This is a genomic window from Citrobacter tructae (assembly GCF_004684345.1).
GTDB classification, from domain to species: Bacteria; Pseudomonadota; Gammaproteobacteria; order Enterobacterales; family Enterobacteriaceae; genus Citrobacter; species Citrobacter tructae.
In genome coordinates this window covers 2,577,962-2,591,352 of record NZ_CP038469.1, presented here as the reverse complement: position 1 = coordinate 2,591,352, position 13,391 = coordinate 2,577,962, and the positions used below count along the sequence as shown (strand labels likewise).

The 13,391-nt window shown below is 54.7% G+C and carries 12 protein-coding genes; all 12 read left to right on the top strand.

Going from position 1 to position 13,391, the window contains the following annotated elements; all coding sequences use genetic code 11:
* The 12 genes from ilvN to murG all read left to right on the top strand — a co-directional run bounded on the left by ilvN (position 1) and on the right by murG (position 13,369).
* Positions 1-492, top strand: coding sequence for an acetolactate synthase small subunit (ilvN, locus tag E4Z61_RS13185; RefSeq protein WP_135323167.1), 492 nt, complete (start codon positions 1-3; stop codon positions 490-492).
* A 180-nt stretch (positions 493-672) separates the two neighbouring features.
* The gene (gene cra, locus E4Z61_RS13180) at positions 673-1,677 is read left to right on the top strand and encodes a catabolite repressor/activator (RefSeq protein WP_135323166.1); all 1,005 of its coding nucleotides are present in this window, start codon (positions 673-675) and stop codon (positions 1,675-1,677) included.
* Between the two features lie 614 nt (positions 1,678-2,291).
* Positions 2,292-2,750 (top strand): division/cell wall cluster transcriptional repressor MraZ, encoded by a 459-nt coding sequence (gene mraZ, locus E4Z61_RS13175; protein ID WP_135323165.1) that lies wholly within the window; start codon positions 2,292-2,294, stop codon positions 2,748-2,750.
* Position 2,751: 1 nt separating this feature from the next.
* On the top strand, positions 2,752-3,693 hold the full coding sequence (gene rsmH / locus E4Z61_RS13170; protein ID WP_135323164.1) for a 16S rRNA (cytosine(1402)-N(4))-methyltransferase RsmH: 942 nt from the start codon (positions 2,752-2,754) through the stop codon (positions 3,691-3,693).
* Entirely contained in the window at positions 3,690-4,055 is a 366-nt protein-coding gene (gene ftsL / locus E4Z61_RS13165) for a cell division protein FtsL (protein ID WP_000625651.1), read from the top strand. Before rsmH ends, ftsL begins: the two co-directional genes overlap by 4 nt.
* 15 nt (positions 4,056-4,070) lie before the next feature.
* Positions 4,071-5,837, top strand: coding sequence for a peptidoglycan glycosyltransferase FtsI (ftsI, locus tag E4Z61_RS13160; protein ID WP_135323163.1), 1,767 nt, complete (start codon positions 4,071-4,073; stop codon positions 5,835-5,837).
* Entirely contained in the window at positions 5,824-7,311 is a 1,488-nt protein-coding gene (murE, locus tag E4Z61_RS13155; protein ID WP_135323162.1) for a UDP-N-acetylmuramoyl-L-alanyl-D-glutamate--2,6-diaminopimelate ligase, read from the top strand. Before ftsI ends, murE begins: the two co-directional genes overlap by 14 nt.
* Entirely contained in the window at positions 7,308-8,666 is a 1,359-nt protein-coding gene (murF, locus tag E4Z61_RS13150; RefSeq protein ID WP_135323161.1) for a UDP-N-acetylmuramoyl-tripeptide--D-alanyl-D-alanine ligase, read from the top strand. Before murE ends, murF begins: the two co-directional genes overlap by 4 nt.
* Positions 8,660-9,742, top strand: a complete 1,083-nt coding sequence (mraY, locus tag E4Z61_RS13145) for a phospho-N-acetylmuramoyl-pentapeptide-transferase (protein WP_135323160.1) — start codon at positions 8,660-8,662, stop codon at positions 9,740-9,742. Before murF ends, mraY begins: the two co-directional genes overlap by 7 nt.
* Positions 9,743-9,744: 2 nt before the next feature.
* Positions 9,745-11,061 (top strand): UDP-N-acetylmuramoyl-L-alanine--D-glutamate ligase, encoded by a 1,317-nt coding sequence (gene murD, locus E4Z61_RS13140; RefSeq protein WP_135323159.1) that lies wholly within the window; start codon positions 9,745-9,747, stop codon positions 11,059-11,061.
* On the top strand, positions 11,061-12,305 hold the full coding sequence (ftsW, locus tag E4Z61_RS13135) for a cell division protein FtsW (RefSeq protein ID WP_135323158.1): 1,245 nt from the start codon (positions 11,061-11,063) through the stop codon (positions 12,303-12,305). The genes murD and ftsW overlap by 1 nt, the downstream gene beginning before the upstream one ends.
* Entirely contained in the window at positions 12,302-13,369 is a 1,068-nt protein-coding gene (murG, locus tag E4Z61_RS13130) for an undecaprenyldiphospho-muramoylpentapeptide beta-N-acetylglucosaminyltransferase (RefSeq protein WP_135323157.1), read from the top strand. The genes ftsW and murG overlap by 4 nt, the downstream gene beginning before the upstream one ends.
* The last annotated feature ends 22 nt before the right edge of the window (positions 13,370-13,391 follow it).

The following is a 13,391-nucleotide window of genomic DNA, read 5'->3' as shown; positions in this document are numbered from 1 at the left end:
ATGCGCCGGATATTATCAGTATTGCTGGAAAACGAGTCGGGCGCATTGTCACGTGTGATTGGTCTCTTCGCTCAGCGTGGCTACAACATTGAAAGCCTGACCGTTGCACCAACGGACGATCCAACCCTATCACGGATGACGATTCAGACTGTTGGGGATGAGAAAGTCCTGGAGCAGATCGAAAAGCAACTGCACAAACTGGTGGACGTCCTGCGCGTAAGTGAGTTGGGGCAGGGCGCTCACGTTGAACGAGAAATCATGCTGGTGAAAATTCAGGCCAGCGGTTATGGCCGTGAAGAAGTGATGCGCAATACGGAGATTTTCCGCGGGCAAATCATCGACGTCACGCCGTCCATTTATACCGTACAGTTGGCGGGTACCAGCGATAAGCTGGATGCTTTCCTGGCGACATTGCGTGAAGTTGCCAAAATCGTCGAAGTTGCGCGCTCTGGCGTAGTGGGGCTCTCCCGTGGCGATAAAATCATGCGCTAATGATGGCCCTGTTATTAATTCGCAAGCCCAATGCTACCGGTTGGGCCTTTTTTTGCGAAATCAGCAGTAACCAGAGACAAAAGCGGTTGCCGCAGTCATTATTCTGCGCTTAGATGTTAATAAATTTAACCCATGCCATCTCAAAGGTTATGGTTTGTACATTTTACGCAAGGGGCAATTGTGAAACTGGATGAAATCGCTCGGTTGGCCGGCGTTTCGCGAACGACTGCAAGCTATGTTATCAATGGCAAAGCAAAGCAATATCGCGTAAGCGACAAAACGGTTGAAAAAGTCATGGCGGTGGTGCGCGAGCATAATTATCACCCAAATGCTGTGGCTGCCGGGCTGCGTGCTGGACGCACACGATCTATCGGGCTGGTGATCCCGGACCTTGAGAACACAAGTTATACCCGGATAGCCAACTACCTGGAGCGCCAGGCGCGTCAGCGTGGCTATCAGTTGCTGATTGCCTGTTCTGAGGATCAGCCAGATAACGAAATGCGCTGTATTGAGCATCTTTTACAACGCCAGGTTGATGCCATCATCGTGTCGACCTCTTTGCCGCCGGAGCATCCGTTCTACCAGCGTTGGGCCAACAGCTCATTTCCGATTGTGGCGTTAGACCGCGCGTTGGATCGTGAACATTTCACAAGCGTTGTCGGGGCCGATCAGGACGATGCAGAAATGCTGGCCGAGGAATTACGTAAGTTCCCGGCTGAAACCGTGCTTTATCTTGGCGCGCTGCCGGAATTATCCGTCAGTTTCCTGCGCGAACAGGGTTTTCGTACCGCGTGGAAGGACGATCCGCGTGAAGTGAATTTCCTCTATGCCAACAGCTATGAGCGGGAAGCTGCCGCACAGCTGTTTGATAAATGGCTGGAAACGCACCCGATGCCGCAGGCGTTGTTTACCACCTCGTTTGCTCTGCTACAGGGTGTGATGGATGTGACATTACGTCGCGACGGGCAGTTACCGTCCGATCTTGCCATTGCGACTTTTGGCGACCATGAACTGCTCGACTTCCTGCAGTGTCCGGTGCTGGCGGTGGCGCAGCGTCATCGTGATGTCGCAGAACGTGTATTGGAAATCGTGTTGGCAAGTCTGGATGAGCCGCGTAAGCCAAAACCAGGATTAACGCGCATCCGACGTAATCTGTATCATCGCGGTATTCTCAGCCGCAGCTAAGTCGCTCTGCTGTGCGCGCCGGAAGAAGATAACCTTCTGGCGCGGTCATTTATTCAATTCTCAGAAATAACCTCATTATATTTAAGAATATTCTTTAGAATTGTCTGAAATTTATTTCTTAAATATCTCGATTTAAAATCGTGCTATCAATTTTTGCGTTATTGATACGTAACGGCGCGTTACGGTTGTATTATTTTGTTACATGCTTGTGTGGAATTGCCGAATTAACAAACACTTTCCTTCTGTATTACAGATTTTTCTCGTCTGCCTTTGTCGTACAAGGCGTACAGACCGATTAACTGGTACTGTTATCTCACTGCATATTGTCTTAAAATGCCGCTCGCGTCGCAAACTGACACTTTATATTTTTTTGAGATGATATTGAGTTGTTTTAAACAATGATGAGTTGTTGGATTTTTTTCTTACAAATATTCATGACTTTAATTTGCTTCGCTTGCTGTACGGAATTTGTTCAACGCTGATATTAGCCGTAAACATTGGGTTTTTTGCTCCGCTAAGCGCCGTGACTTGCTTGACAAGGTTTTCCTCCGCTCCGTAAACTCCTTATTAGTGGGATTTTGTGGGGCAAAGTGGTAATCGGGGGTGAGACTGGCATGTTCCGGGGAGCGACGTTAGTTAATCTCGACAGTAAAGGGCGCTTATCTGTGCCTACCCGTTATCGGGATCAACTGCTCGAGAGTGCTACCGGTCAAATGGTTTGCACCATTGACATCCATCACCCATGCCTGCTGCTTTACCCCCTGCCTGAATGGGAAATTATCGAGCAGAAGCTATCTCGTCTGTCCAGCATGAATCCGGTTGAGCGCCGCGTACAGCGCTTGCTGTTGGGGCATGCCAGCGAATGTCAGATGGATAGCGCGGGTCGATTACTGATAGCACCTGTTCTACGGCAACATGCAGGTTTGACGAAAGAAGTGATGCTGGTTGGGCAGTTCAACAAATTTGAGCTGTGGGATGAAACGACCTGGTATCAACGGGTCAAGGAAGATATCGACGCTGAGCAGTCTGTTACCGGCGCGCTGTCGGAACGATTGCAGGATTTGTCTCTATAAGATGATGGAAAATTTTAAACATACAACGGTGTTGCTGGATGAGGCCGTAAACGGACTGAATATTCGTCCGGACGGCATATACATTGACGGCACATTTGGTCGCGGTGGTCATTCACGTCTGATTCTCTCGCAGCTTGGCGAAGAGGGGCGTTTGCTGGCTATCGATCGCGATCCGCAGGCTATTGCCGTTGCTCAGACTATTAACGATCCTCGCTTCTCCATTATTCATGGACCTTTCTCTGCGCTGGCTGAGTACGTGAGCGAGCGTGGACTTACCGGCAAGATTGATGGGATTCTCCTCGATCTTGGCGTGTCTTCTCCGCAGCTTGACGATGCGGAACGCGGATTTTCGTTTATGCGTGATGGTCCGCTGGACATGCGCATGGACCCAACGCGCGGTCAGTCAGCCGCCGAGTGGCTGCAAACTGCAGATGAAGCGGATATTGCCTGGGTGATTAAAACCTTTGGCGAAGAACGCTTTGGCAAACGCATTGCGCGAGCCATTGTCGAGCGTAACCGCGTTGAACCGATGACCCGTACCAAAGAACTGGCGGAAGTCATTGCGGCGGCTATGCCGGTAAAAGACAAATTCAAACATCCCGCGACCCGTACCTTCCAGGCGGTGCGCATTTGGGTGAACAGTGAACTGGAGGAGATAGAGCAGGCGCTAAAAAGCTCACTCAGCGTGCTGGCCCCAGGCGGTCGCCTTTCCGTCATCAGTTTCCACTCGCTTGAAGACCGTATTGTGAAGCGCTTTATGCGTGAACAAAGTCGCGGTGCTCAGGTTCCAGCGGGGATCCCGATGACCGAAGCGCAGATCAAAAAGCTGGGCGGCCGTGAGTTGAGAGCATTAGGCAAGTTGATGCCGGGAGAAGAAGAGGTAGCAGAAAATCCTCGTGCCCGTAGTTCAGTTCTGCGTATTGCAGAGAGGACGAACGCATGATCAGCAGAGTGACAGAAGCCCTCAGCAAAGTTAAAGGATCAATAGGAAGCAACGAGCGCCATGCCTTGCCTGGCGTGATCGGTGACGATCTTTTGCGGTTCGGGAAGCTGCCACTCTGCCTGTTCATTTGCATTATTTTGACGGCGGTCACCGTCGTGACGACTGCGCACCATACGCGGTTACTGACCGCACAGCGCGAACAGTTAGTTCTGGAACGCGATGCGCTGGATATTGAATGGCGCAACCTGATCCTTGAAGAGAACGCCCTCGGCGACCATAGCCGAGTTGAACGGATCGCAACGGAAAAACTGCAAATGCAGCATGTGGATCCCTCACAAGAAAATATCGTAGTACAAAAATAAGGATAAACGCGACGCATGAAAGCAGCGGCAAAGACGCACAAACCAAAACGTCAGGAAGAACAAGCCAACTTTATCAGTTGGCGTTTTGCGTTACTGTGCGGCTGTATTTTGCTGGCGCTGTGCTTCTTGCTGGGGCGTGTTGCCTGGTTGCAAATTATCGCGCCTGACATGCTGGTGCGTCAGGGCGATATGCGTTCCCTGCGTGTCCAGGAAGTCTCCACGTCTCGCGGTATGATTACCGACCGTTCTGGTCGTCCTCTGGCGGTGAGCGTGCCGGTGAAGGCCATCTGGGCGGATCCGAAAGAAGTGCATGATGCTGGCGGCGTGAGCGTCGGCGAACGCTGGAGAGCGCTGTCGACCGCGTTGAACCTCCCGCTCGACCAACTGGCTTCCCGAATCAATGCCAACCCGAAAGGGCGTTTTATCTACCTCGCACGTCAGGTCAATCCTGACATGGCCGACTACATCAAAAAACTGAAGCTACCGGGGATTCATCTGCGTGAAGAATCCCGCCGTTACTATCCTTCCGGGGAAGTGACCGCTCACCTCATCGGTTTTACCAACGTCGACAGCCAGGGGATTGAAGGCGTTGAGAAGAGTTTCGATAAGTGGCTCACCGGCCAGCCAGGTGAGCGAGTGGTGCGTAAAGACCGCTATGGCCGCGTTATTGAGGATATCTCGTCAACGGACAGTCAAGCAGCACACAACCTCGCGCTGAGTATTGATGAGCGCTTGCAGGCGCTGGTCTATCGCGAACTGAACAATGCCGTCGCGTTTAACAAAGCGGAATCAGGCAGTGCCGTGCTGGTGGACGTGAATACCGGCGAAGTGCTGGCGATGGCTAACAGCCCGTCTTACAACCCAAACAATCTCTCCGGTACGCAAAAAGATGTCATGCGTAACCGTACCATCACCGACGTGTTTGAACCGGGTTCTACCGTCAAACCGATGGTGGTGATGACGGCACTGCAGCGCGGCGTGGTGCGTGAAAATACCGTGCTGAACACCATTCCCTATCGAATTAATGGTCACGAAATCAAAGATGTGGCTCGTTATAGCGAATTGACCCTGACCGGGGTACTACAGAAGTCGAGTAACGTCGGTGTTTCCAAGCTGGCGTTAGCGATGCCGTCCTCAGCGTTAGTAGATACTTACTCACGTTTTGGGCTGGGAAAAGCGACCAATTTGGGGTTGGTCGGAGAACGCAGTGGCTTATATCCTCAAAAACAACGGTGGTCTGACATAGAGAGGGCCACCTTCTCTTTCGGCTATGGGCTAATGGTAACCCCGTTACAGTTAGCGCGAGTCTACGCAACGATCGGCAGCTATGGCGTTTATCGCCCGCTGTCGATTACCAAAGTTGATCCTCCAGTTCCGGGCGAGCGAATCTTCCCGGAATCTACCGTACGCACCGTGGTACACATGATGGAAAGCGTGGCGCTGCCCGGCGGCGGCGGCGTGAAGGCGGCGATTAAAGGCTATCGCATCGCCATTAAAACCGGTACGGCGAAAAAAGTAGGGCCAGATGGTCGCTACATCAACAAATACATTGCTTATACCGCAGGCGTTGCGCCTGCGAGTCAGCCGCGCTTCGCGCTGGTGGTTGTTATCAACGACCCGCAGGCGGGTAAATATTACGGTGGCGCCGTTTCCGCGCCGGTCTTCGGTGCAATCATGGGCGGTGTACTGCGCACCATGAACATCGAGCCGGATGCGCTGGCAACGGGCGATAAAAGTGAATTTGTGAATAATCAAGGCGAGGCGACAGGTGGCAGATCGTAATTTGCGCGACCTTCTTGCTCCATGGGTGTCGGGTGCACCGGAGCGAGCACTGCGGGAGATGACGCTCGACAGCCGTGTGGCTGCATCGGGCGATCTCTTTGTGGCAGTGATAGGTCATCAGGCGGACGGGCGTCGATATATCCCGCAGGCGATAGCGCAAGGTGTGGCTGCCATTATTGCAGAGGCAAAAGATGAGGCAACCGACGGCGAAATCCGTGAAATGCACGGTGTACCGGTTATCTATCTGAGCCAGCTTAACGAACGTTTATCTGCACTGGCGGGCCGCTTTTACCACGAGCCCTCTGAAAATATGTGTCTGGTGGGGGTAACCGGCACCAACGGAAAAACCACAACCACCCAACTGCTGGCGCAGTGGGGCCAACTGCTTGGCGAAACCAGCGCCGTGATGGGGACAGTAGGCAATGGTCTGCTGGGCAAAGTGATTCCAACCGAAAATACGACCGGTTCAGCCGTTGATGTTCAGCATGTGCTGGCGGGACTGGTTGAGCAGGGCGCCACGTTAGGCGCGATGGAAGTTTCATCCCACGGTCTGGTTCAGCATCGCGTAGCGGCCCTGAAGTTTGCCGCGTCGGTATTTACCAACTTAAGCCGTGACCATCTCGACTATCACGGTGATATGGAACATTACGAAGCCGCGAAGTGGTTGCTGTACTCCACGCACCATTGCGGTCAGGCCATCGTCAATGCGGATGATGAAGTGGGTCGTCGCTGGCTGGCAAAATTACCGGATGCGGTTGCCGTTTCGATGGAAGACCATATCAACCCGAATTGCCACGGTCGTTGGCTGAAAGCGGTTGATGTTAACTATCACGACAGCGGTGCGACGATCCGCTTTACCTCGTCCTGGGGCGACGGTGAAATTGAAAGCCGCCTGATGGGCGCATTCAACGTCAGCAATCTGCTGCTGGCGCTGGCAACGCTGTTGGCGCTGGGGTATCCGTTAGCGGAATTACTGAAAACGGCGGCACGTCTGCAGCCGGTTTGCGGGCGTATGGAAGTGTTCAGCGCGCCGGGTAAAACGACGGTGGTGGTGGATTATGCCCACACGCCGGATGCGCTGGAGAAAGCGCTGCAGGCGGCACGCCTGCACTGCACTGGTAAGCTGTGGTGCGTCTTTGGCTGCGGGGGCGATCGCGACAAAGGCAAGCGTCCACTGATGGGCGCCATCGCCGAAGAGTTCGCCGATATTGTGGTGGTCACCGATGACAACCCACGCACCGAAGAGCCGCGCGCCATTATTAACGACATTCTGGCAGGTATGCTGGATGCTGGGCACGCGAAGGTGATGGAAGGTCGCGCTGAAGCGGTCACCAACGCCATTATGCAGGCGAAAGAAAATGACGTCGTGCTGGTGGCCGGTAAAGGCCACGAAGATTACCAGATCGTCGGCGCGCATCGCCTTGACTATTCTGACCGCGTGACGGCCGCTCGCCTGCTGGGGGTGATCGCATGATTTGCGTAACGCTCAGCCAGTTGGCAGAGATCCTCGGTGGCGAACTGAAAGGGGGCGATCTCACCCTCGATGCGGTCACTACCGATACGCGTAAAGTGACGCCGGGCTGCCTGTTTGTGGCGTTGAAAGGCGAACGCTTTGATGCACACGACTTTGTCGATAGGGCGAAAGAGAGCGGGGCTGGCGCATTGTTGGTCAGCCGTCCGCTGGACATCTCCCTGCCGCAGGTGATTGTTAGAGACACACGCCTGGCGTTTGGCGAACTGGCGGCGTGGGTTCGCGCCCAGGTTCCGGCCCGCGTCGTGGCGCTGACCGGCTCATCCGGTAAAACGTCCGTCAAAGAGATGACCGCCGCGATTCTCAGCCAGTGCGGGAATACCCTATACACAGCTGGCAATCTGAACAACGACATCGGTGTACCGATGACGCTGCTGCGACTGAACAACGATTATGACTATGCGGTGATTGAGCTTGGCGCCAATCATCAGGGCGAGATTGCCTGGACCGTCGGGTTGACGCGTCCGGAAGCGGCGCTGGTAAATAACCTTGCGGCCGCACACCTGGAAGGTTTCGGCTCTCTGGCAGGCGTTGCGAAGGCAAAAGGTGAGATTTTTACCGGCCTGACGGAAAACGGTATCGCCATTCTGAATGCCGATAACAACGATTGGCTGAACTGGCAGAGCATTATTGGCGATCGCAAAGTCTGGCGTTTCTCGCCGAATGCTGCCAACAGCGACTTTTCTGCCACCAATATTCATGTCACTTCTCACGGCACTGAATTTACGCTGCAAACCCCTACGGGCAGCATCGATGTCCTGTTGCCGTTACCGGGTCGTCACAATATTGCCAATGCCCTGGCTGCAACCGCGCTCTCTATGGCGGTTGGTGCGACGCATGAAGCAATTAAAGCCGGGTTGAAAGATTTGCAAGCGGTGCCGGGACGTCTGTTCCCGATCCAGCTTGCAGAAAATCAACTGCTGCTGGATGACTCCTATAACGCCAACGTCGGTTCGATGACCGCTGCGGTACAGGTACTTTCCGAAATGCCGGGTTACCGGGTGCTGGTGGTGGGGGATATGGCAGAGCTTGGCGCGGAAAGTGAAGCCTGTCACGTACAGGTGGGTACTGCTGCGAAGGCGGCGGGTATTGACCGCGTATTGAGTACAGGGAAACTGAGCCAGGCAATAAGTGATGCCAGCGGTGTTGGTGAACATTTTGCGGATAAACCCGCGCTGGTCGCACATCTTAAGGCAATGATTGCAGAGCATCAGGTTATGACGATTTTAGTGAAGGGTTCACGTAGTGCCGCCATGGAAGAGGTAGTACGCGCATTACAGGAGAATGGGACATGTTAGTTTGGCTGGCCGAACATTTGGTCAAATATTATTCCGGCTTTAACGTCTTTTCCTATCTGACGTTTCGCGCCATCGTCAGCCTGCTGACCGCGTTGTTCATCTCGTTGTGGATGGGCCCGCGCATGATTGCCCGCTTGCAAAAAATGTCATTTGGACAGGTTGTGCGTAACGATGGCCCGGAGTCGCACTTCAGTAAACGCGGTACGCCGACCATGGGCGGCATTATGATCCTGACCGCGATTGTGATTTCCGTTCTGCTGTGGGCCTATCCTTCTAACCCGTACGTCTGGTGCGTGCTGGTGGTGCTGGTGGGTTACGGCATTATCGGTTTTGTCGATGACTACCGCAAAGTCGTGCGTAAAGACACCAAAGGACTGATCGCCCGTTGGAAATACTTCTGGATGTCAGTGATTGCGTTAGGCGTGGCGTTCGCGCTGTATCTGGTGGGCAAAGATACGCCAGCGACGCAGCTTGTGGTGCCGTTCTTTAAAGACGTCATGCCACAGTTGGGTCTGTTCTATATTCTGCTGGCCTACTTCGTTATTGTTGGTACCGGCAATGCGGTCAACCTGACCGATGGCCTTGATGGTCTGGCGATTATGCCAACCGTGTTCGTGGCTGCGGGTTTTGCGCTGGTGGCGTGGGCAACCGGTAACATGAACTTCGCCAGCTATCTGCATATTCCCTATTTACGCCATGCCGGCGAACTGGTGATCGTCTGTACGGCAATTGTCGGCGCGGGATTAGGTTTCCTGTGGTTTAACACCTATCCAGCACAGGTCTTTATGGGCGACGTCGGCTCGTTGGCACTGGGTGGCGCACTGGGCATTATTGCCGTGCTGCTGCGCCAGGAGTTCCTGTTGGTGATCATGGGCGGCGTATTTGTCGTGGAAACGCTGTCGGTCATTCTGCAGGTGGGCTCCTTCAAGCTGCGCGGTCAACGCATCTTCCGTATGGCGCCGATTCACCACCACTATGAACTGAAAGGCTGGCCGGAGCCGCGTGTGATCGTGCGCTTCTGGATTATTTCGCTGATGCTGGTGCTGATTGGCCTGGCAACGCTGAAGGTACGTTAATCATGGCTGATTACCAGGGTAAAAAAGTCGTCATTATCGGTCTGGGTTTGACCGGACTGTCCTGTGTGGATTTCTTCCTCGCGCGTGGCGTGACGCCGCGCGTGATGGATACCCGCGCGACGCCGCCGGGCCTGGATAAATTACCGGAAGCGGTTGAGCATCATGTTGGAAGCCTGAATGATGACTGGCTGCTGGCTGCCGATCTCATCGTCGCCAGCCCAGGTATTGCCCTGGCCCACCCTTCGTTGAGCGCCGCCGCTGATGCGGGTATTGAAATTGTTGGCGACATCGAGCTGTTCTGCCGCGAAGCACAGGCGCCGATTGTGGCAATTACCGGTTCTAACGGTAAAAGCACCGTTACTACGCTGGTTGGTGAAATGGCAAAAGCGGCAGGGGTGAATGTTGGTGTCGGCGGAAACATTGGTTTGCCTGCGCTGATGCTGCTGGACGCAGAGCGTGAGCTCTACGTTCTGGAACTTTCCAGCTTCCAGTTGGAGACCACGTCAAGCTTACAGGCCGTGGCTGCCACCATTTTGAATGTCACCGAAGATCATATGGACAGGTATCCGTTTGGTTTGCAGCAGTACCGTGCGGCGAAACTGCGTGTCTACGAGAACGCGAAAGTGTGTGTCGTCAACGCCGATGATGCGCTGACCATGCCGATTCGCGGGGCTGATGAACGCTGCGTGAGCTTTGGCGTCAATATGGGTGACTATCACCTGAACCGCCAACAGGGCGAAACCTGGCTGCGGGTGAAAGGTGAAAAAGTGCTGAATGTGAAAGAGATGACGCTTTCCGGTCAGCATAACTATACCAACGCCCTGGCGGCGCTGGCGTTGGCGGATGCTGCGGGTCTGCCGCGGGCGTCGAGCCTGAAAGCGCTGACCACCTTTACCGGCCTGGCGCATCGCTTCCAGGTGGTGCTGGAACATAACGGCGTTCGTTGGATCAATGACTCGAAAGCGACCAACGTCGGCAGCACCGAAGCGGCGCTGAATGGCTTGCACGTTGATGGCACGTTGCACCTGCTGTTGGGTGGTGACGGGAAGTCTGCAGATTTCACCCCGCTAAACCGCTACCTGGTTGGCGATCGTATTCGTCTGTACTGCTTTGGTCGCGATGGCGCACAGCTGGCTGCTCTGCGACCAGAGGTTGCTGAGCGAACTGAAACCATGGAGCAGGCCATGCGCCTGCTCGCTCCGCGCATTAAACCGGGTGATATGGTGTTGCTGTCGCCAGCCTGCGCCAGCCTCGATCAGTTCAAGAACTTTGAGCAACGTGGCGATGTCTTTACCCGCCTGGCGAAGGAGTTGGGTTGATGCGTTTATCTCTCCCTCGTCTGAGACTGCCGCGCTTACCGGGATTGGGTGTCCTGGCGTGGATCTTCGCGGCGCTTAAAGGCTGGGTGATGGCGTCGCGCGATAAAGACGCAGACAGCCTGATCATGTACGACCGCATGCTGCTGTGGCTGACGTTTGGTCTGGCGGCTATTGGTTTTGTGATGGTGACATCGGCGTCAATGCCCGTTGGGCAGCGTCTGGCTGGCGATCCGTTCCTGTTTGCCAAACGTGATGCGCTGTATATCTTCCTGGCGTTCTGTCTGGCGATGGTTACGCTGCGTCTGCCGATGGAGTTCTGGCAAAAGTACAGCACCACGATGCTGATCGCCTCGATCATCATGTTGCTGATCGTACTGGTGGTCGGTAGCTCGGTTAACGGGGCATCGCGCTGGATTGCGCTGGGACCTCTGCGTATTCAGCCTGCGGAATTTACCAAGCTGTCGCTGTTCTGTTATCTCGCCAACTACCTGGTACGTAAAGTGGATGAGGTGCGTAACAACTTGCGCGGTTTCTTAAAACCGATGGGCGTGATCCTGGTGCTGGCGGTGTTACTGCTGGCGCAGCCTGACCTCGGAACGGTGGTGGTGCTGTTTGTTACCACGCTGGCGATGCTGTTTCTCGCTGGGGCGAAATTGTGGCAGTTCATCGCCATCATCGGCATGGGGATCTCAGCGGTGGTGCTGCTGATCCTTGCCGAGCCGTATCGTATTCGCCGCGTAACCTCTTTCTGGAACCCCTGGGAAGATCCGTTTGGCAGCGGCTACCAGTTGACACAATCCCTGATGGCCTTCGGTCGCGGTGAGGTTTGGGGCCAGGGACTGGGGAATTCGGTACAAAAACTGGAGTATTTGCCGGAAGCGCACACCGACTTTATCTTCGCCATTATTGGGGAAGAACTGGGTTATATCGGTGTGGTACTGGCACTTTTAATGGTATTCTTCGTCGCTTTTCGCGCGATGTCGATTGGCCGGAAAGCGCTGGAAATTGACCACCGTTTTTCAGGTTTTTTAGCCTGCTCAATCGGGATTTGGTTTAGTTTTCAGGCGCTGGTTAACGTCGGCGCGGCGGCAGGTATGTTGCCAACGAAAGGTCTGACGCTGCCGCTGATCAGTTATGGTGGTTCGAGCTTGTTGATCATGTCGACGGCCATCATGTTTTTGTTACGAATTGATTATGAAACGCGTCTGGAAAAAGCCCAGGCGTTTACACGAGGTGCACGATGAGTGGTCAACCGAAGCGGTTAATGGTGATGGCAGGCGGTACCGGCGGACATGTGTTTCCGGGACTGGCGGTCGCACACCATTTAATGGCCCAAGGCTGGCAGGTTCGTTGGCTGGGCACCGCGGATCGTATGGAAGCGGACTTAGTGCCGAAGCACGGCATTGACATTGACTTTATTCGCATCTCCGGTCTGCGTGGCAAAGGCGTCAATGCGCTGCTTGCCGCGCCCGTGCGTATTTTTAATGCCTGGCGTCAGGCCCGCGCCATAATGAAGCAGTTTAAACCTGATGTGGTGCTGGGGATGGGCGGTTATGTCTCGGGGCCCGGTGGTCTGGCCGCCTGGTCGTTAGGCATTCCGGTCGTGCTGCACGAGCAGAACGGTATCGCAGGACTGACCAACAAATGGCTGGCAAAGATTGCCACGACGGTGATGCAAGCCTTTCCTGGTGCCTTCCCGGATGCAGAAGTGGTGGGCAACCCGGTACGTACCGATGTGTTGGCGCTGCCGCTACCTGAAGAGCGTCTGGCAGGACGCGAAGGTCCGGTTCGCGTGTTGGTTGTCGGGGGATCACAGGGCGCGCGCGTGCTGAACCAGACGCTGCCGCAGGTTGCCGCAAAGCTTGGCGACGCGGTGACTATCTGGCATCAGAGCGGTAAGGGCGCACAGCAGGCCGTAGAGCAGGCTTACATTGAGGCCGGTCAACCGCAGCATAAGGTCACTGAATTTATCGATGATATGGCTGCAGCCTACGCGTGGGCGGATGTCGTCGTTTGTCGATCTGGCGCGTTGACGGTGAGCGAGATCGCTGCAGCAGGCCTGCCAGCGATTTTCGTGCCGTTCCAGCACAAAGATAGACAGCAGTACTGGAATGCGTTGCCGCTTGAAAAAGCGGGTGCCGCCAAAATTTTCGAGCAGCCGCAGTTTACTGTGGATGCCGTCGCCAGCACCCTTTCCGGGTGGTCGCGAGAAACCTTATTAACCATGGCAGAACGTGCTCGCGCTGCATCCATACCGGACTCTACAGAGTGGGTTGCAAATGCAGTGAGCCGGGCTGTCCGGGCGTAATTGTGGCGATGCCTTTTGCATC

Coding starts and splice junctions, on each gene's coding strand:
- ilvN (WP_135323167.1), top strand. CDS start 1: ATGCGCCGGATATTATCAGTATTGCTGGAAAACGAGTCGGGCGCATTG.
- mraZ (WP_135323165.1), top strand. CDS start 2,292: ATGTTCCGGGGAGCGACGTTAGTTAATCTCGACAGTAAAGGGCGCTTA.
- rsmH (WP_135323164.1), top strand. CDS start 2,752: ATGATGGAAAATTTTAAACATACAACGGTGTTGCTGGATGAGGCCGTA.
- ftsL (WP_000625651.1), top strand. CDS start 3,690: ATGATCAGCAGAGTGACAGAAGCCCTCAGCAAAGTTAAAGGATCAATA.
- ftsI (WP_135323163.1), top strand. CDS start 4,071: ATGAAAGCAGCGGCAAAGACGCACAAACCAAAACGTCAGGAAGAACAA.
- murF (WP_135323161.1), top strand. CDS start 7,308: ATGATTTGCGTAACGCTCAGCCAGTTGGCAGAGATCCTCGGTGGCGAA.
- mraY (WP_135323160.1), top strand. CDS start 8,660: ATGTTAGTTTGGCTGGCCGAACATTTGGTCAAATATTATTCCGGCTTT.
- murD (WP_135323159.1), top strand. CDS start 9,745: ATGGCTGATTACCAGGGTAAAAAAGTCGTCATTATCGGTCTGGGTTTG.
- ftsW (WP_135323158.1), top strand. CDS start 11,061: ATGCGTTTATCTCTCCCTCGTCTGAGACTGCCGCGCTTACCGGGATTG.
- murG (WP_135323157.1), top strand. CDS start 12,302: ATGAGTGGTCAACCGAAGCGGTTAATGGTGATGGCAGGCGGTACCGGC.